We start from the raw sequence: 19,085 nt of genomic DNA, 5'->3' as shown, positions 1-19,085 counted from the left end.
AATTCCACGGTGCCGGCCGAATCGTAGTTCACGGCCTTCGCCAGCGCGACGGCCTGCTCGCCCATCTTGCGGCGGGTGGTCTCGTCGAGCAGCGGCGACGGCGCCTCCTCGATGACCTTCTGGTTGCGGCGCTGGATCGAGCACTCGCGCTCGCCGAGATAGATCACATTGCCATGCTTGTCGCCGAGCACCTGGATCTCGATGTGCCGGGGATCGACGATGAATTTCTCGATGAAGACGCGGTCGTCGCCGAACGACGACTTCGCCTCGGCCTTGGCGAGGTTGAAGCCTTCGGCGACCTCCGCCTTCGAATGCGCGATGCGCATGCCCTTGCCGCCGCCGCCGGCGGAGGCCTTGATCATCACGGGGTAGCCGATCTCGTCGGCGATCTGGACGGCGTGCTTGTCGTCCTCGATGACCCCGAGATGACCCGGCACGGTCGAAACCTTCGCCTTCGCCGCGGCCTTCTTGGATTCGATCTTGTCGCCCATCGCGGCGATGGCGCCGGGGTTCGGACCGATGAAGACGATGCCGGCGGCTTCCAGCGCGCGCGGAAACGCCTCGCGCTCGGACAGGAAGCCGTAACCGGGATGCACCGCCTGCGCGCCGGTCTTGCGGCAGGCCTCGACGATCTTGTCGATCAAAAGATAGCTCTCGGCCGCGGCGGGCGGTCCGATCAGCACGGCCTCATCGGCCATCTCGACATGCAGCGCGTCGCGGTCGGCCTCGGAATAGACGGCGACCGTCTCAATCCCCATACGGCGCGCAGTCTTGATGACCCGGCAGGCGATCTCGCCGCGGTTGGCGATCAGGATTTTCTTGAACATGGTCACAGGGGCAGATTGTCGTGCTTCTTCGCGGGGATCTCGACCTTCTTGTCCTTCAGCATCGCCAGCGCCCGCGCGATCCGGCGGCGGGTCGAATGCGGCATGATGACGTCGTCGATGTAGCCGCGTTCAGCGGCGATGAAGGGCGACAGGAAGCGATCTTCATATTCCTTGGTGCGCACGGCGATCTTGTCGGGGTCGCCGATGTCAGAGCGGAAGATGATCTCCACCGCGCCCTTGGCGCCCATCACGGCGATCTGCGCGGTCGGCCAGGCGTAGTTCATGTCGGCGCCGATTTCCTTCGACGCCATCACGTCGAAGGCGCCGCCATAGGCCTTGCGGGTGATGATGGTGACGAGCGGCACCGTGCACTGCGAATAGGCGAACAGCAGCTTTGCGCCGTGCTTGATCAGGCCGCCATATTCTTGGCTCGTGCCCGGCAGGAAGCCCGGCACGTCGACGAAGGTGACGATCGGGATGTTGAAGGCATCGCAGAACCGGACGAAGCGCGCGGCCTTGCGTGAGGCGTCGCTGTCGAGCACGCCCGCCAGCACCATCGGCTGGTTGGCGACGAAGCCGACGGTGCGGCCGGCGATGCGGCCGAAGCCGGTGACGATGTTTTTCGCAAAGGTCTCCGAGATCTCGAAGAAGTCGCCCTCGTCGACGACCTTGAGGATCAATTCCTTCATGTCGTAGGGCTTGTTCGGATTGTCGGGGATCAGCGTGTCGAGCGACATGTCGACCCGGCCGATATCGTCGAAGCTCGGCCATTCCGGCACGCCGTCGCTGTTGTTCGAGGGCAGGAAGTCGATCAGGCGGCGCATCTGCAGCAGCGCGTCGACGTCGTTCTCGAACGCGCCGTCGGCGATCGAGGAGCGCGTGGCATGCACCGAGGCGCCGCCGAGTTCCTCGGCGGTCACCACCTCGTTGGTGACGGTCTTCACCACGTCGGGGCCGGTGACGAACATGTAGCTGGTGTTCTTCACCATGAAGATGAAGTCGGTCATCGCGGGCGAATAGACGTCGCCGCCGGCGCAGGGGCCCATGATGACGGAGATCTGCGGGATCACGCCCGAGGCCTGCACGTTGCGGCGGAACACATAGGAATAGCCCGCCAGCGCCGCGACGCCCTCCTGGATACGCGCGCCGCCGGCGTCATAGAGGCCGATGATCGGCGCCCTCGCCTTCATCGCCATGTCCTGCAGTTTCGTGATTTTCAGCGCGTGGGTTTCGGAAAGCGAGCCGCCGAACACCGTAAAATCCTTGGCAAAGACGAACGTCTTGCGGCCGTTGACCGTGCCCCAACCGGTGACGACACCGTCGCCGGGGATCCTGGTCTTCTCCATGCCGAATTCGATCGAGCGGTGCTCGACGAACATGTCGAATTCCTCGAACGAGCCCTTGTCCAGCAAAAGCTCGATCCGCTCGCGGGCGGTCAGCTTGCCGCGGGCGTGCTGCGCCTCGATGCGCTTTTCGCCGCCGCCGCGTCTTGCGCCGGCGCGCCGCTCTTCAAGAGCTTCAATCGTGGAGATCACACAACACCCCCGGTGGGTCCGCGAGCAGGCCTTACCGCGCCATATACAAGCGATCCGGGTCCTGAGAAGGCTTGAAGACGCACATTTGCACATGTTACATAATTGCAAACAGTAAATTGCGAAGTTGCAAATGGCAGGGAAGCTCTATATCGGCCGCAGGTTCCGCGAGGTAAGGGAGAGCAAAATGCTCACCCAGGCGGCGTTCGCGGAGCGACTGGGAATCTCGCTCAGTTACCTGAACCAGATCGAGAACAATCAGCGGCCGGTCTCGGCCTCAGTACTGGTGCTGCTTGCCGAAAAATTTCAGGTCGACCTGAGCTCTTTGTCGCTCAACGACAGCGACAAGGTCATTTCGATGCTGGCCGAATCGTTGGCTGATCCGATCTTCGCCTCCTATACGCCCAGCATACAAGAGTTGAAACTGGTGGTTCAGAACGCTCCCGGTTTTGCTCAAGCGCTCCTCAACGCGCACCAGGCATATCGGCGCAACAGCGAGCAGCTCGCCAGCCTGGATGGCCAGATCGCCAACCTGGCGGGAGAACCGACGGCTTATGAGGAAGTTCGCGATTTCTTTCACCTGGTCGACAATTACGTCCATGAGTTGGATACAGCGGCCGAGGCTGTTGCCGACCGGCTGAATATTCCCGACAGCAACGCGACGACCGCGTTGATCAGCTACCTGGAATCGAAACATGGCGTGCAGATACGCCACAGCGGTCCCAATGAGACTTCATTGCGACAATTCGATCGCGCATCGCGCACGCTGTTTCTGAGCCAATATCTGCCGACACCAACCCGAACCTTCCAGATTGCCCTGCAAATCGCGGCTCTTGAACAAGAAGATCGGATTGATCAGATTGCAGATCGAGCGACATTTCGATCAGTCGATGCCCGAAACGTTTGCGCGGCCGGATTGCGAAACTATTTTGCGGGCGCTCTCGTTCTACCGTACCAACGATTCCTGCAATCCGCTCGAGAGCTGCGGCACGATCTCGAATTGCTCGCGACCAGGTTCGGCGCAAGCCTGGAGCAGGTTGCTCATCGCCTGTCTACGCTTCAACGGCAAGGCTCGAAGGGTGTACCCGTTTTCTTCGCCCGATTGGACCGCGCCGGGAACATCACCAAACGCCACAGCGCGGCAAAACTGCAATTTGCACGCTACGGAGCCGCCTGCCCGCTCTGGAATGCGCACCAGGCATTCGAGGCTCCAAGCCAAATCATTCGGCAACTCGCCGAGACACCGGACGGCATCCGATTTCTCTGCATCGCAACCGAACTTTCGAAAGGCCGGGGCGGCTTCGGCTCTCCTCGTCCGCGCTATGCCATCGCGCTGGGATGCGAGGTCTCCTATGCAAAGGATTTCGTGTATGCAGACGGGCTCGACCTGACAAGCAAAGGCACTTACGATCCGATCGGAATTTCTTGTCGAATCTGCGAGCGGACCAACTGTTCTCAACGCGCGATCCCGCCGCTCAAGAGCAGATTGAGAATAGACCGCGATCGGAGGGACATACTGCCCTATCAATTACCCGGCTAGGCCGCCGACTACAAAGCCGGCCCCCCCGATCGCGGGCTCGGCAGGACACAGGTTCAGTTCCCGCGACCAAATCAGTGCACAGATTGCAATCGCGTTGCTCATCACGACGGCAGCAGGCACCGGCGCGCAAGCCGCATGTTCGGGCGGCAAGATCAGATTGACCGTTTTTCGATACAAGTCGTCATTTTATCGAAATTCTACATGCCCGGGCGAGGGATAGCATTTGTTTCATCGAGATGTCACCACGCGAAATAACGCAAGGGGCCGGGCCTCGATGGGACGACGAATGCTTGCCCATGGGAGAACGAAATGACGACGACGGCTTTGGACAGGATCGACATAAAGATCTTGAATGAACTGCAGCAGAACGCAAGTTTGACCAACGTTGAACTCGCTTCCCGTGTCAATCTCTCACCGTCTCCGTGTCTCGCTCGAGTTCGAACGCTCGAAAAACTCGGGGTCATTGACCGGCGAATTGCGGTGCTGGATCCCGCAGTTCTCGGCATCGGCGTTACGGCATTCATACAAGTAAAGCTTGAAAGGCAGGCCCAGCCATCACTCGAGAGCTTTACGCGTTCAATCGATCGCCTTGGCGAGGTGATGGAATGCTACCTGATGACCGGGGACAACGATTATCTTCTCCGCGTTATGGTGTCTGATATCGAGGCTCTTGAGGATCTCATCGTAAACAAGCTCTCGCGCATAACCGGCGTTTCGAGCATTCGCTCAAACCTGGCCCTGAAGCGGATATCTCACAAGACGGTGCTCCCTATCGACACGAACCGACCAGTTCAGGTCAAGCCGTGCAGCTCTTCCAGGCGCCTCGACAGGCCCGCCAAACAGCAATACGACGCCTCGCCCCAGGCGCGGATCGATGGCGGCATGAATCTCGAGACTTCGCGGATTTTGCGGGGTGACGGGCAGTACCCCTCAAGCCTCCCTTAGACAACGGCGCACAGGAGAACAGTCTCGTCGCTCGTTGTTCGTGCTTTTGCTCCAACGCACAAAGATCGAGTGCCGTTCCGTGTTCGACAGTGCGCGCGCGAAACGCGACGGTCAAAAACTGGTGCCTGGAGAAAGGCTCCCGCGTGAGGTGCGGGAGGCCAGGACCGACAGCTAGTCACCGGGATTCCAGATCAGGAAGAAGCCGTTGTCATCGCCCAAGCCGACGGCTCGGCCAAGGTTGGCGTAGAGCTTGCGAGACCCGAGTTCAGGTGCCGCAAGTGACAGGCTGACGTAGTCCTTGCCGCTGCTCTCGCCGCGCCGGATCCAGCCGGCTCCGATCTCGACACCCTGGTCGAGGATGCGGAAATCCGGCTGAACCTCAGTCGACTTGCCGCTGTTGGGAATGATGTCGATGTGGGCGCGGATCGACAAGGTCTTGAGCTCGCCCCTGTAGCCGCCGTTGTCCGTGCGAGTGACGAATCCGATTGCAGTCATGGTCTGTCTCCTTCATTGCCGCGGGCCGATCCCCTGCGTTGGCGAGACCGTCATGGGAAGCGAAACGCCATTGAATCCGCCGGGGCGAAGCGCAGCGGCGCACCCGAGGGAGCGGCTTTTTTGCAGCGGAGCGATCGCGAGGAGACGGCTTGCCGGCGGGGAAAAAAGGGGCTGGCGAGGGTTTCAGATGGCGAAGCGCCTCCCATAGGTCGTCACGTCCATAAGCAGGGAAATCGTCCACGGAGGAGCCAAGGATGGACGCTGACCGCATCGGAGACTCCGAACCGAGCGTCTCAGGCGGCGCGTCAGGCCAATGCACAACCTGTCAAATCTACCAGTATCGGCGAGACACTCAGCCCGTTAAAATCGCGCGAGGCACATAAGTCGGAGGCCAAGCGGTCTTAGGAAGACAACTATAACACTCAACTCCTTGGCTCACAGAACGACATGGCTACGATCCGACTTAGCTGACTTCGCGCGCGTGAATAAGGAGCAAGCATCACCCAGTCGGAGCAGTGTTGGCCCCAAGAGCGGATGGAGCATATCGCGAAAGTGATCGATATCCGCATCTAGGACAATGTTGGCGCGCCTGCCCCAAGCATTCTTCGCAGCCGCCCTAGCCTGCCCAAACTGTCGCTTGTCGCAATTGAGCTGCCGTCCACGAGCCGATTGTATGTGCCGATGGGCACCGATGACCTCGAGACGTCTAGCTCGCGTGGAAGAACGCCTTCTGGCGGTTGCGTTGAGCGGCGCGGTCTTCCTGATCATTGCGGGCGAGCACCAACGGGTCCAATCCTCGTCCGGCTATTCAAGGCAAGCACACGCTTCAGCGAACCAGAAAAGGAGCAATGGCGTCCGCGTGAAATCCGATCTTCGTTAGTGCTTCGCATATTGCGCTCTCGCTAACATGGTCGATTTCTCAAAACGCCGGGAGAACATTGGCCCGCACGACCCTCTCCGGCTTTCTGTGGCAGCAGCCGTGGCGTTCCCGGATGGTTCGATGACCGCTTCCGGATTACGCCGAGAAAACGCTCGCGGGCGGCTCGTCATCGAGCGCATCGCGGGTAAGGACTACACGACACTATTTCATATTGAGCGAATGAGGGAATTATGCCGCGTCGAAGCAAAGGGGCCAGGCTCCAGCTCAAAGCCGCCCGACGAGACAAGGCCGGCAGGATCACCCACAGAGCAACGTGGATCATCCGAGACAATGGCCGGGATATCGGCACAGGCTGCGCTTCAGATGAAATTGAGGCCGCCGAGCAGGCGCTGAAGGATTACATTGCCTCGAAATACGTCCCCAAGCGCAAGGCCCAGGACATTGAATCGATCCCGATCGGCGATGTGCTGTCGATCTACCTCGATGCCGAGCTCGCCAAGCTCCGCGAAAGGTTCAAGGTCGCCCGAGATGACGAAGAGACAGTTCCCGCCATACGCAAGTTCAAGAAGCGGATCGGACGGCTGAACGATTGGTGGGGTGCCAAAATGCTGGCCGACGTCGACGGCGAGCAGTGCCGTCAATTCGCCAAGGAGCGCGGCAACAAGGGAGGTGCGAGGCGCGATCTTGAAGACCTGCGCGCCGCCATCAATCATCATGTGGCTGAAGGCTACCATCGAGGGATCGTCAAGATCACACTGCCGGCCAAGGGCGAGCCCCGCGATAGGTGGCTCACGAGATCCGACGCCGCGAAGCTGATCTGGACCTGTTGGCGGTACCGCGAGATGCAGAAAATGGCGCGGGGACCCCTGAGAGGCCAGAAAGTCGCGACTGGAAAACGGCCCTTACGGCACCTGGCGCGATTCATTTTGATCGGCGTTTATAGCGGCTCCCGCGCCGGCGCGATTGCGGCGGCCTCACCCATTCGGGCGGTCGGCCGCGCGTTCGTCGATTTGGAGCGCGGCATTTATTACCGTCGCCGCCATGGTGACGCAAAGACCAACAAGCGGCAACCGCCGGTGCCGATCCCGCCTCGCTTGCTTGCCCATCTTAAGCGGTGGCATCAAATCGACCATCACGCAAAGCACTTCGTGGAATTCAACGGAAAACCCGTCACCTCGGTGAAGACGGCTTTCAAGACCGCCGTCGGACTGGCCGGTCTCGGCGCGGGCGTCTCGCCTCACACACTCCGGCATACGGCAGCAACCTGGCTGATGCAGCGCGGCGCCGATCCGTGGCAGGCGGCGGGCTATTTGGGCATGTCGCTTGACGTTCTGCTCAATACCTACGGTCATCATCACCCGGATTATCTTGCGGACGCTGTCGAGAAGATTGCCAAGCGAGACAGAAAGGCCGAAGGAAATCGGGACAGTTTCGGGTCGGTGCTGCCATTGCGTAGATAGAAGACGCAGCTGAATTTGGATTGTTAGCGCGGGTTATGACTACCAAGTTCACCTGTAGTCCCAGGAGCTTCCTTTTGCGGCGGAGAGAGTATCAGTCAATCACTATTGAATGATAACGCACTTTCGAGCTTTCTAACCAAAACCCACCGTTGGAGCTACGGCCGAAAGGGGGTTGTGTCCGACAAAACTCAATTCCGTAGCCAGCGCTCCGAACCTCACGAGGTCGTGTCCAAAGCTCTCACGGATCGGTAGGATTGGCGGACGTGACGTCGCTTGGCACGCGTCGGGCGCCTCAGGGAGAAGGAATCGGGGGTTTGAGTCAAGGGTCCGTTACTTCGCTAAATCGCTGCTTAGCCGGCTTTCAGTCCACAGCCTGTTGGCCACCGCGCCGGAAATACCTCTCTTCGTTGCTCTGGACCGCTCGACTTTCTCGTCAGCCCTCTCGGCGAACGCGCCAACCACGCGGACGTTCGCCGCTTGCGGCATTTGAGGAACTCACCTGAGAGCCCTTGGGGTTGCCCTCGAACGGCTCGTATGCGCGTCGTCCGTAAGACTAGGCCGACTGCATCGCGACGCCGACGGATCATACGGCAGGGCCCGACGTCTCCGGCAGCGTTTCGAGATGACACGCCACCCATTGACCGCCGCCAGCCGATCGAAGTGTCGGCTCCTCTGATTTGCAGCGATCGAAGACGAACGGGCACCGGGTGTTGAAACGGCAACCGCTCGGCGGATTGATCGGGCTTGGGACGTCGCCCTTCAGGACGATTGGGTTTCGGACCGCGCCGGGCTTCGGCACCGGCACCGCCGAGAGCAAGGCCCTGGTGTAGGGATGCCCCGGCGAGGCGAAGATCTTGTGGCTCGGCGCCATTTCGACGATCTTGCCAAGATACATCACAGCGACACGGTGCGTCATGTGCTCGACAACAGCCAGATCGTGGCTGATGAACAGCAACGCAAGCCCGAACTGCTGCTGCAGATCCTGCAGCAGATTGACGATCTGCGCCTTGACCGAGACGTCGAGCGCCGACACCGCCTCGTCGCAGACGATCAGATCCGGCTCAGCCGCAAGCGCGCGGGCGATGCCGATGCGCTGGCGCTGACCGCCCGAGAATTCATGGGGCCGCCGGTTCAGCGCGTCATGCGGCAGGCGCACGGTGTCCATCAGTTCCGCGACCCGCGCCTCGAGATCGGCGGCGGATTTGGCGAGACCGAAATTGCGGATCGGCTCGGCCAGGATGTCGCGCACCCGCATCCGCGGATTGAGGCTGGAGAACGGATCCTGGAACACCACCTGCAAACGACGGCGAATGGCATGCAGCCCGCCGGGCGAGAGATCGTCGATGCGCTGGCCATCGAGCACGACCTGGCCGGCGGTGATGTCGAACAGCCGCAGGATGGCGCGGCCGACCGTCGACTTGCCGCAGCCGGATTCGCCAACCAGCGAGAGGGTCTCGCCGCGTCCGACCTCAAAGGACACGCCATCCACGGCGTGGACCGCGCCGGAGCTGCGGCCGAACAGGCCGCCGCGAACCGGAAAATGCTTCTTGAGGTCGTTGACCTGGAGCAGCGGAGCACTCATGCCGCGGCCGCCTCCTTGGCAGCATAATGGCAGGCGGCGATGTGGCGGGGCCCCTTCTCTTCGAGGCCCGGCGCGACCTGACGACAGAGATCGGTTGCAAGCGCGCACCGCCCGGCAAAGGCGCAGCCCACGATCGCCTGCTTGAGGTTGGGCACTTGCCCGGGAATTTCGGCAAGCCGTCGCGCCGCGCCGGTGAGGGACGAGCCGAGCCTGGGCACCGCGCCGAGCAGGCCCTGCGTATACGGATGACGCGGAGATCGGAACAGCGCGGCCACCGGCGCTTCCTCGACCTTGCGGCCGGCATACATCACCATGACGCGCTCGGCGATCTCGGCGACCACGCCGAGATCATGGGTGATCAGCACGATCGCCGCGCCGACGCGGCGCTTGAGCTCCAGCATCAGTTGCAGGATCTGGGCCTGGATCGTCACATCAAGCGCCGTGGTCGGCTCGTCGGCGATCAGGAGCTTTGGATTGCAGGCCAGCGCCATCGCGATCATCACGCGCTGGCGCATGCCTCCCGAAAGTTGATGCGGATATTCGCGCACGCGCCGTGCCGGCTCCGGGATGCCGACCAGATTGAGCATCTCGACGGCGCGCGCCTCCGCGGCCTGCTTGTCCAGTCCTTGATGCAGCCGCAACGTCTCGCCGATCTGGCGACCGACGGTCAGCACCGGATTGAGGCTCGACATCGGCTCCTGGAAGATCATCGAAATGTCATTGCCGCGAATGCCGCGCATCTCGCGCTCGGACAGTTGCAGCAGGTCCCTGCCCTGGAAACGGACAGCGCCCGCGATCCTGCCCGGCGGCTCCGGAATCAGCCGCATCAGCGACATCGAGGTGACCGACTTGCCGCAGCCGGATTCACCGACGATGGCCAGCGTCTCGCCTTCGGCGACCTGGAAGGACACGCCGTCGACGGCGCGGTTGATCCCGTCGGGAGTGCGGAAATGGGTCTGCAGTTTCTCGACTTCGAGGAGTGCCATCGGATCGAAACCTCGTCTGTCCTACAGGCTCTTGGCCAGGCGTGGATCGAGCGCATCACGCAGACCGTCACCGAGCAGGTTGACGGCGAGGACGGTGACGGAGAGGAACGCTGCGGGAAAGAACACGATGTAAGGCTTGACCTGCCACAGCGCCCTGCCCTCGGCCATGATGTTGCCCCAGGACGGAATCGTCGGCGGCGTGCCGGCGCCGATGAAGGAGAGGATGGACTCCACGATCATGGCGCTGGCGCAGATGTAGGTGGCCTGGACCAGCATCGGTGCCAGCGTGTTCGGCAGGATGTGGCGCAGGATGATCATCGGCGTTCGCGTGCCGGATGCGACGGCGGCGTCAACATAGGGCTGCTCGCGCAGCGACAGCACGACGCCGCGCACCAGACGCGTCACGCGCGGAATTTCGGCAACGGTGATGGCCAGGACGACGTTGCCGACGCTGCCGCGCGTCAACGCCATCAGCGCGACCGCGAGCAGGATCGGCGGTATCGACATCAACCCGTCGATGAACCGCATCAGGATGCCGTCCGCCCATCGCACGAAGCCCGAGACGAGGCCGATGGCAAGGCCGGCGATCGAGGCGAGAGCCGCCACCGAAAGGCCGACGGTGAGCGAGACCCGCGCCCCGTAAAGAACGCGCGAGTAGATGTCGCGGCCCAGCATGTCGGTACCGAACCAGAAGTCCGCCGAGGGCGCGCGGGTCCGCTTGGCGGGCGCCAGCGCGGTCGGGTCGACGGTTCCGAGATAGGGCGCGAAGATCGCGATCAGGATCAGGCACAGCAGCAATGCGCCGCCGATCGCAACCGTCGGATGACCGCGGAGAAAACCGATCAGACCGTGCCGGATCTTCACCGGCCGCAGCAGTTCAGGCAGTTGCGGCGCGATAACCAGGCCCGGTGGCAGGGCCGCAGTGCTGGTGGTGGATATGGTCAATAGCGGATCCTCGGATCAACCAGGGTGTAGACGACGTCAACCATCAGATTGACCAGCACGTAGAGGAAGCTGAACAGCAGCACGATGCCCTGGATCACCGGGTAGTCGCGCCGCAGGATCGCATCGATCGTCAGTCGGCCGAGGCCCGGAATCGCGAACACGCTTTCAGTCACCACCGCGCCGCCGATCAAGAGGGCGATGCCGATACCGATCACAGTCACAATCGGAACGGCGGCATTCTTCAGCGCATGAACGAACAGGATGTTGCGCATTCCAAGGCCCTTGGCGCGGGCGGTACGGATATAGTCCTGCTGCAGCACTTCGAGCATGGAGGCACGAGTAATGCGCGCAATCAGCGCGATGTAGACGCAGCCGAGCGCGACCGCCGGCAGGATCAGATTCTGCAGCCACGGCCAGAAGCCTTCGCTGAGCGGCGTGTAGCCCTGCACGGGAAGCCACTCGAACTTGAGCGCGAACACGTAGGCGAGCACGTATCCGACGACGAAGACGGGAAGCGAGAAGCCGAACACGGCAAACGTCATGATGGTGCGGTCCAGCCAGCTTCCCGCCTTCCACGCCGCCACCACGCCAAGCGGGACTGCGACCAGGATCGTCAGCAGCAGAGTGAGCACCATCAGCGAGAGTGTCGGTTCGATGCGCTGCGCAATCAGCGTCGAGACCGGCAGGCTCGTGAAGATCGAGGTGCCGAGATCGCCGTGGAGGATGTGCCAGAGCCAGGACCCGAACTGCACCAGGAACGGCCGGTCGAGGCCGAGGCTCTGGCGTATCCGTTCGACGTCGGCGGGGCTCGCCTGATCGCCGGCGATTACCACCGCAGGGTCGCCGGGCGCAATGTAGAGCAGGCTGAAGACGAACAGCGCGACGATCGCCATCACGGGCAACGTCGCGAGAATCCGCCGCAGGATATACGAGACCATGTCGGTTTACCGTGCCGTCATGCGGTCTTCGACACGCCCCAGAAGAACGGCAGCGGCCCCTTCACGATTCCGGAGACGTTCTTGCGCCACGCCGTATAGCCGAGGAAGAAACCGGTCGGCGCATAGACCACGTCGTCGAGTGCCGCCTTGTTCAGGCGATTGATCGCCGCCTTCTCTTCATCGAGATTCTTGGCTCCGAACCATTCCACGACTTCCTTTTCCACGGCATCGCTCGAAGGCCAGCCGAACCACGCCTTGTCACCATTGGCGCGAATCGCGTTGTAGGGGGCGGGGTTAATGCAGTCGGCGCCGGCGTGCCAGGTGTGGAACATCTGCCAGCCACCCTGCCCCGGAGGCGTCTTCTGGGCGCGACGGGAACCGACCGTGCCCCAATCGGTCGCGACGAAGTCGACATTCATGCCGAGTTTCTTCAACAAATCCGCCGTGACGTCGCCCTGCGCCTTGGTGATCGGTTGATCTTGCGCCACCAGGCAAGTCACCGGCTGGCCCGAATAACCGCTCTCGGCCAGCAGCTTCTTGGCCGCGTCGAGATCGCGCTTGCCCTTGAGTATCTCGCCGCCCGCCTCCGAATAGAGTGGCGTACCCGGCGTGAAGAAGCCCGGCAGCGGCTTCCAAAGCGAGGTGTCATCCCCCACCAGCGCCCGCATGTAATCTTCCTGGCTCATCGCCATCAGCACCGCACGCCGCGCTCTCACGTCGTTGAAGGGCGGGTAAAGGTGGTTCATCCTGAACGAACCCACGTTGCCAAGCGGGTCGGCGATGTCGACGCTGATGTTGCGGTTGCTCTTGAGCACCGGCACGAGATCGGTGATCGGGCTCTCCCACCAATCGACCTCGCCGTTCTGCAGCGCCGCCGCCGCCGTGGCCGGATCCGGGATCACCACCCATTCCAGACGATCGATCAGCATCTGCTTGCCGCCGGCGAGCCAGGACGCCTTCTCCTGCCGCGGCACGTAGTCGGTGAATTTCTCGAACACCGCCTTGGCGCCGGGCACCCATTCGGCCTTCGCGAACTTCATCGGTCCCGAGCCGACATAGTCCGTGATCTGCTTGAACGGATCGGTCTGCGCGATACGCTCCGGCATGATGAAGCCGATCGGCGTATTGTTCTTGCCCAGTGCGTAGAGCAGCTTCGGATAAGGCTCCTTCAAGACCAGTTTGAAGGTCCTGTCGTCGACAGCGGTCAGTTCCTGCTGAAGCGCCTTGATCATGAGCCCCATCGGATCGCGGGCCGCCCAGCGCGTGATGCTCGCGATCACGTCCTTGCTGCGCACCGGCTCGCCGTCGTGGAACTTCAGCCCCGACCGGAGCCGAAAGGTCCAGGTCAGGCCGTCATCGGTGACCTCCTCGGACTCAACCATCTGGCGCTGCGGCTGCAGCATCGCGTCGACGCCGTAGAGGGTGTCCCACACCAGTGCGGCGGCATTGCGCACCACGTACTGGGTCCCCCAGATCGGATCGAAATTCGCGAGATTGGCCTGAGGCACGAAGCGCAAGGTGCGCGCCGCGGCGCCTTGGGAAAGGGCCGGCATCGAAACACCGCCGGTCGCCGCCAGGGCGCCTGCCCCGGCCAATCCTTTCAACAGAGTCCTGCGATCCATGAAGTTCTCCAAACGTCGGGGTGTTGCGGCGACTCCGCCTGCTTCGGCGGCGGGTTTCGGTACAGGTGAGGTCAAACCGGCGGTCGGACCGATGATGAGTGATTATTTTGCGTGCAAATGGTATGCCAGCGCAGTCCACCTGAGTTGGGACCGGATCGGATAGCAGCGGCTTTCGGACAGACGCATTTTCAACGTGAATCACAACCGGCTTGCGGGCGCCGGTCAGGTACCTGCCAAGAATTTCGACATGGTCGTGATGTCGATGCGGGCGTTATCCGCAAGGATCGACGCTGACGACGCCGTCGATCAGATTGAGGCCGAGCAAAAATTCAGGGCTGAGATGCACACGCAATAGCGGCTCGGCGCCCCGCGCCAGCGCGGCGGCCTCTTGGCGACGCGCAGCGACCGCTTCCTCGATCGATACCGCCTCGAAGCGGAACGTCGTTCCGGCCCTCGCCTGCGCCAGCCGACCGAGATCGGGACCGATGACGGTGGCGATCTTCGGATAGCCGCCGGTTGATTGACGATCGGCCATCAGAACGATCGGACGGCCGTCCCCCGGCACCTGGATCGCACCCATCGCGATGCCGAGATCGTAGAAATTGTGGGTGATGTCGGCAGCCGTTTCGCTGATGCTGGCCGTGCTCTGCTTCAATCTGCTGGGCGACGGAATCCGCGGGCACGACGACGTCGATTGACGGCAGCGTGGCCAACCCCGTCGCCTCCACTTCGCTGCTGCCAGCGGGAAAATCGACCGCGCAGTCGTTCAGACGTTGAAGAAGCTGAACGGCGCGGCATTGACCTTGCCGTTGTCGTCAAGCGTCGTGACCAGCGCAATCGGCCTCGGTACGACGATCCCGCACAACAGCTTGTATCGGGTCTGCGGATCAAGCGCGTTGAAGGCGATGCCCGACATTCAGTTTTCCGGAGGCGGCTGTGCGCCGGTACGACTGGTGATGAGGCCGTAATGCTCGATGCGGCGATGCTGGGCGAAGTTGAAGATCGTGCTCTTGCCGAAGGCGGTGGCGTCGAGATCGCAGGAGTGAACCAGCAGTTCGTCCTCCTCGGTCTTGGCTTCGACCACGATCTCGCCGTCGGGATTGACGATCAGCGTGCCGCCGATCAAGGGGTGACCATCCTCGACGCCGGCCTTGGCGACACATACGACCCATGTGGAATTCTGATAGGCGCCTGCCTGCACGGAGAGGCGGTTGTGGAACAGCCGCTTCGCGGGTCCCTCCTCGCTCTTTTCGGCGTTCACCGAGGGGGTGTTGTAGCCGATCATCACCATCTCGACGCCCTGCAGACCCATCACGCGATAGGTCTCCGGCCAGCGCCGGTCGTTGCAGATCGCCATGCCGAGGATCCCGTCAAGCTCACGCCAGACGTTGAAGCCGAGATCGCCGGGCTCGAAGTAGCGTTTCTCCAAATGTTGAAAGGCGCGCTCCGCATCGAACTCCGCATGACCGGGCAGATGAACCTTGCGGTACTTGCCGACGATCCGGGCGGACTTGTCCGTCAGGATGCTGGTGTTAAAATGGTGTCCGTCCGGCGTCAGTTCAGCGTAGCCGAAGTTCATCGCGATCTGGTGGAGAGCCGCGCGCTCGAACAGCGGCATGGTCGCCGCATTGGGCATCTCGCGCTCAAACCAGCGGTCGACTTCGGACTGGTCCGTCATGTACCAGCGCGGGAAGAATGTGGTGAGCGCCAGCTCGGGATAGACGATCAGGTCGGCGCCGCGCGCCTTGGCTTGATCCATCAGCGCGATCATGCGCTTGACGACCGCCTCGCGACTGTCGGCCTTCTGGATCGGACCCATCTGGGCGGCGGCAACATTGATGACGCGCATGAGTTTTCCCTGGTTGTTTGACCTGGTGTTGCGTTGGAGCATCGTCGAAGCCTAGGTGCCGGCGCGACGGCCGCTGCCCGCAACAGTGAACCACGGGAAACAAGCGCTCCTGGCGGCCTGGCGGAGGTACACATCGGGGATCGGCTATCGTCGTGCTTCCGAAAGATTCGTCGCGATCGCACTGAGCGCGGTCGGCTCGATAACACCAGCGCGTTCAGTGATGACGGAGTACTGCTCGGGCCGTCGATGAGCGGCAAAATTGAACATCTTGTCCTTGCCTGGCGACAAAGGTCGAGATCGAGGTCAGCGACGACGACTTCATCCGCCAGCGTCTCCGCTTCGGCGACGATGCGGCCATTCGGATCGACGATGCAAGAGCCGCCGATCAATCCGGAACCGTCCTCGTCACCGGCCTTGGCAACCGCTATCGCCCAAGTCGCGTTCATGTAGGCATTGGCCTGCGTCACCGGCTTTGAATGGAAGGTGCGCAGCGCGGCATCTTCCGTGGCGCCGCCGTTGGGGTCGTAGGCCGCCGAATTGTAGCCGACGCAGACCAACTCGACACCCTGCAAGCCCAGCACGCGCCAGGCCTCGGGCCAGCGGCGATCGTTGCAAATCATCATGCCGATGATCGCGTGACGCCAATCCGCTCCGGCGCGGAAAGCCGGAAATCCAAGGTCGCCATACGCGAAGAAGCGCTTTTCCAGCTGCTGGTAGCGCGCGCCGCCGCGCGGTTCAACTGAACCCGGCAGATGCACCTTGCGATAGCAACCAAGGATCTTACCGTCACAATCGACCAGGATCGAGCAGTTGTAGCGTCGTTCATCAGGAGTCTGTTCGGCGTAGCCGATATAAAATCCGACGGGAAGCGCCCGAGCACGATCAAACAGGCGCTGCACGGCCGGATTGGGCATGCTGCGCTCGGAATACTGGTATAGCGCGCCGTCTTCGAGGTACCACCGCCGGAAGAAGGTGGTGAAGGCCAACTCGGGAAATACGATCAGACTCGCGTCGCGCGCGGCAGCCGTTTCCAGAAGCTCCAGCATCCGGCCAAGCGTATGCTCTCGCGAATCCGCTTTCTGCGTCGGCCCCATCTGGGCGGCTGCGGCGCGGAGTATGCGTGCCAATACTGCCTCCAATCTGTGCGAATTGCTTATGCGGGAGGCGGATGGCCCACTCTGTCAACGCTCCGCTGTGTCGTTAATTAGGTGAAAACGGCCCACAAATTGCAATCACCCGTGCTATGATATTTCGGGCGAGACCATAATCGGCACTTATATGAACCTTCGCCAGTTGGAGATCTTGCGTGCAGTCATCCGCCATCGAACCACAGTCGCGGCGGCGGGCGAACTGGCGCTGTCGCAGCCCGCGGTCAGCAATGCGCTGAAGGCAATGGAGGCGCAGGCCGGCTTTTCCCTGTTCGAACGGGTCAACAACCGCCTGTTCCCGACATCAGAGGCGATGGCGCTTTACAAGGAGAGCGAGGCGATCTTTGCGCTTCACGCCAAACTTGAAAATCGGGTGCGCGACCTGCGTGAATGCCGTTCGGGACTCCTCTCGATCGTGGCGACCCCGCCGCTCGCCTACGGCATTATTCCGCCCGCACTATCGGACTTCCTGCGTCAGCGGCGGCAGACCAGGGTCTTCTTCGACGTCCGTCGCTATGAAGGAATTATCGAAGGGGTGACGAGCCGGGTCGCCGAACTTGGCTTCGTGCTCGGCCTGTCGCATCATCCAGGCATCGCGCATGAGGTGGTCCACACCGGCGAAATGGTTTGCGTAATGCCGCCGAAGCATCCGCTGGCCGAACGTCCCGTGATTTCCGCCTCCGATCTGGTCGGCCTGCCCTTCATCGGGCTGGAGCGTGGAACACGATTGGGCGAAGCCATACGCGATAGCTTTGCCCAGGCCGGGGCGCCGTTCCAGCCGACCGTGGAAGTGCGATACTGCAATACTGCCTGCGTGCTCGCGGCTGCCGGCGTCGGCGCTGCCGTCGTCGATCCGTTCTCTCCGCGCCAGGGCGGCAGCCACGACCTCGTTATCAAGCCTTTCACACCCAGGACGCCGGCAGTCGCCCACATGCTTTGGTCGGAGGCCGAACCACTGTCACGCCTGGCGAAGGCGTTCCTGGACGAAGTTCGGCAGGCGAGCCGCGCGCTCGGCCCGGCCGAAGCGGGCCGTCCGCAGATTTCTTGACATCTTCTCGATGCCCAGCAGGCTGGAACGCGTCCCAGGAATTCTGACACGTTGTTGAGCCTGAAGTCGGCTTGCGTGCGCACAGCGCCATTATCCACCCGAAGGGCCCATGGCAAGGCTTCGAGGTGGAATTGAAGGGAAGTTCGCCGCGCTCGTGAGCAGAGGGTCTTTCCGGATTCTCTCCGCGTCGATTGACTGATGCGGGCGAACGCCGCCGTGTACGAGGACGGCCGCGTTCATTCAATTCGGCACGTGTCCGATCCGGCACACTCATGTGTGGTCTCAATGACCGCCATTTTCTGAGAACCACCAGCCTCGCGATGAAGCCCGGGCGAGCGCCCTATATTGTTAGCGATGTTGCTTAGCGCCTCGCCGCCGGAAGAGGCCGCCACGATCGACGCATGATCAGTCGGCGAACTCTGTCGTAGGAAATCGTAGTTTGGCCTGCAAAATTGTGCAAATGGCGGAGAGACTGTCAGTCAATCCACATTGAAAGATAAAGCATTTTCGTTCTTTCGGAGTCAGAACCTACCAATTCAGCTACGGCCCAGAAAGGCATTTTTTGATCATCGACGTCGCAGAAGCAACATCGTGCGGTTTCGAGGGGCAGCGTACCACAGAGTAAGCGGAGATCGTGCGCGCGCTCGCTGGGCTTCCAACACCCGTGCTTGCCATTGGCCAATTGCGTATCCGAGATCCTTTGGGGGCCGGAGCGTTGCCTTCCCAAGGCAAAGGTCACACGTTCTGCACCAATTGTTCTTGTTCTACAGCGAGATATGGGCCCGCGAGCCTAGACTCCGCCTCTGTCCGGTTCGGGCGAGTAAGCAAGCGGGAGACAATTTATCAGGTCCGCCGGGCGGTCCAGTACCCTGAGCAACGCGCGTTTCCCGAAAAGCCGCTCCACGTCCCGCGACCGGAGTTACCCGAGAGCCGACCTGAGCCGGACGCATATTTGTCCGGAACGCTCACCGAAGCGCGGACGGCGCCCGAGCGCGCCACATAGCCCCTGAACTTCACAAGGTTCGGATGCGTGACGATGCCGTCGGTGACGTTGACGGAGAAATTATAAGTCGGATCGCACGTGCCTCGCTGTGTCACGAAGAGAAGGTCCCAAGACCCGTCATACGCTGAGTGGGCTTGTGCGGCCGATACAAGGGTCATCAGGCAACTTGCGGCAATCGTACATGCGAGAAAATTTTTCATTGTGCGCTCCAGATGTCTTGGTCACTCACTTCGTTTAATATGTGTCCCCTACAGCCGGTTTACCGACCTCAGTGCGAAGCATGCC

The 19,085-nt window shown here is 61.8% G+C and carries 14 protein-coding genes and 2 pseudogenes; 4 read left to right on the top strand and 12 right to left on the bottom strand.

Annotation, left to right across the window (positions count from 1 at the left end):
• The coding region (locus Q2M23_RS18305) for a biotin carboxylase N-terminal domain-containing protein (protein ID WP_316396378.1) at positions 1-827 on the bottom strand (827 nt) is incomplete at its 3' end.
• 2 nt (positions 828-829) lie between these two features.
• A complete protein-coding gene (locus Q2M23_RS18300; RefSeq protein WP_410469737.1) occupies positions 830-2,359 on the bottom strand; it encodes an acyl-CoA carboxylase subunit beta in 1,530 nt (509 codons plus the stop codon).
• A gap of 133 nt (positions 2,360-2,492) precedes the next feature.
• On the opposite strand from Q2M23_RS18300, the gene Q2M23_RS18295 reads away from it, so the two are divergent.
• Together Q2M23_RS18295 and Q2M23_RS18290 are read left to right on the top strand one after the other, a co-directional pair.
• Positions 2,493-3,899 (top strand): short-chain fatty acyl-CoA regulator family protein, encoded by a 1,407-nt coding sequence (locus Q2M23_RS18295; RefSeq protein ID WP_316396372.1) that lies wholly within the window; start codon positions 2,493-2,495, stop codon positions 3,897-3,899.
• Positions 3,900-4,208: 309 nt separating this feature from the next.
• Positions 4,209-4,844, top strand: coding sequence for an Lrp/AsnC family transcriptional regulator (locus tag Q2M23_RS18290; RefSeq protein WP_057020979.1), 636 nt, complete (start codon positions 4,209-4,211; stop codon positions 4,842-4,844).
• A 171-nt stretch (positions 4,845-5,015) separates the two neighbouring features.
• On the opposite strand, the gene Q2M23_RS18285 is transcribed toward Q2M23_RS18290, so the two are convergent.
• Positions 5,016-5,339, bottom strand: a complete 324-nt coding sequence (locus Q2M23_RS18285; protein WP_316396370.1) for a DUF736 domain-containing protein — start codon at positions 5,337-5,339, stop codon at positions 5,016-5,018.
• A 1,110-nt stretch (positions 5,340-6,449) separates the two neighbouring features.
• Here Q2M23_RS18285 and Q2M23_RS18280 point away from each other — a divergent pair.
• Complete coding sequence (locus tag Q2M23_RS18280; RefSeq protein ID WP_316396368.1) at positions 6,450-7,679, top strand: site-specific integrase; 1,230 nt, start codon at positions 6,450-6,452, stop codon at positions 7,677-7,679.
• Positions 7,680-8,262: 583 nt separating this feature from the next.
• Here Q2M23_RS18280 and Q2M23_RS18275 read toward each other — a convergent pair.
• The 9 genes and pseudogenes from Q2M23_RS18275 to Q2M23_RS18235 all read right to left on the bottom strand — a co-directional run bounded on the left by Q2M23_RS18275 (position 8,263) and on the right by Q2M23_RS18235 (position 16,695).
• Positions 8,263-9,261, bottom strand: a complete 999-nt coding sequence (locus Q2M23_RS18275; protein WP_316396366.1) for an oligopeptide/dipeptide ABC transporter ATP-binding protein — start codon at positions 9,259-9,261, stop codon at positions 8,263-8,265.
• Positions 9,258-10,247: an ABC transporter ATP-binding protein gene (locus Q2M23_RS18270; protein WP_316396364.1), complete on the bottom strand. Its 990-nt coding sequence runs from the start codon at positions 10,245-10,247 to the stop codon at positions 9,258-9,260. Before Q2M23_RS18270 ends, Q2M23_RS18275 begins: the two co-directional genes overlap by 4 nt.
• 21 nt (positions 10,248-10,268) lie before the next feature.
• Positions 10,269-11,192, bottom strand: a complete 924-nt coding sequence (locus Q2M23_RS18265) for an ABC transporter permease (RefSeq protein ID WP_410469736.1) — start codon at positions 11,190-11,192, stop codon at positions 10,269-10,271.
• Positions 11,189-12,130 (bottom strand): ABC transporter permease, encoded by a 942-nt coding sequence (locus Q2M23_RS18260; RefSeq protein WP_016841169.1) that lies wholly within the window; start codon positions 12,128-12,130, stop codon positions 11,189-11,191. Before Q2M23_RS18260 ends, Q2M23_RS18265 begins: the two co-directional genes overlap by 4 nt.
• Before the next feature lie 17 nt (positions 12,131-12,147).
• Positions 12,148-13,752 carry an ABC transporter substrate-binding protein gene (locus Q2M23_RS18255; protein WP_316396362.1) on the bottom strand — a complete coding sequence of 535 codons (1,605 nt, stop codon included), beginning with the start codon at positions 13,750-13,752 and terminating at the stop codon, positions 12,148-12,150.
• Between the two features lie 271 nt (positions 13,753-14,023).
• Positions 14,024-14,359, bottom strand: a pseudogene (locus Q2M23_RS18250) (urea amidolyase); the annotation flags it as partial.
• A 159-nt stretch (positions 14,360-14,518) separates the two neighbouring features.
• Positions 14,519-14,668, bottom strand: coding sequence for a hypothetical protein (locus tag Q2M23_RS18245; protein WP_016841173.1), 150 nt, complete (start codon positions 14,666-14,668; stop codon positions 14,519-14,521).
• Positions 14,669-15,601: an N-carbamoyl-D-amino-acid hydrolase gene (locus Q2M23_RS18240; RefSeq protein WP_018273172.1), complete on the bottom strand. Its 933-nt coding sequence runs from the start codon at positions 15,599-15,601 to the stop codon at positions 14,669-14,671. It lies immediately after the preceding gene.
• Between the two features lie 144 nt (positions 15,602-15,745).
• Positions 15,746-16,695: pseudogene (locus Q2M23_RS18235) on the bottom strand (N-carbamoyl-D-amino-acid hydrolase).
• Between the two features lie 184 nt (positions 16,696-16,879).
• Here Q2M23_RS18235 and Q2M23_RS18230 point away from each other — a divergent pair.
• Complete coding sequence (locus Q2M23_RS18230) at positions 16,880-17,797, top strand: LysR family transcriptional regulator (protein ID WP_316396358.1); 918 nt, start codon at positions 16,880-16,882, stop codon at positions 17,795-17,797.
• Positions 17,798-19,085 lie beyond the last annotated feature (1,288 nt).

The sequence above is a fragment of the Bradyrhizobium sp. 33ap4 genome (assembly GCF_032654765.1).
Lineage (GTDB): Bacteria > Pseudomonadota > Alphaproteobacteria > Rhizobiales > Xanthobacteraceae > Bradyrhizobium > Bradyrhizobium australafricanum.
Note: the sequence above shows the minus strand (reverse complement) of the source record. Positions and strands in the feature narration are given on the sequence as shown.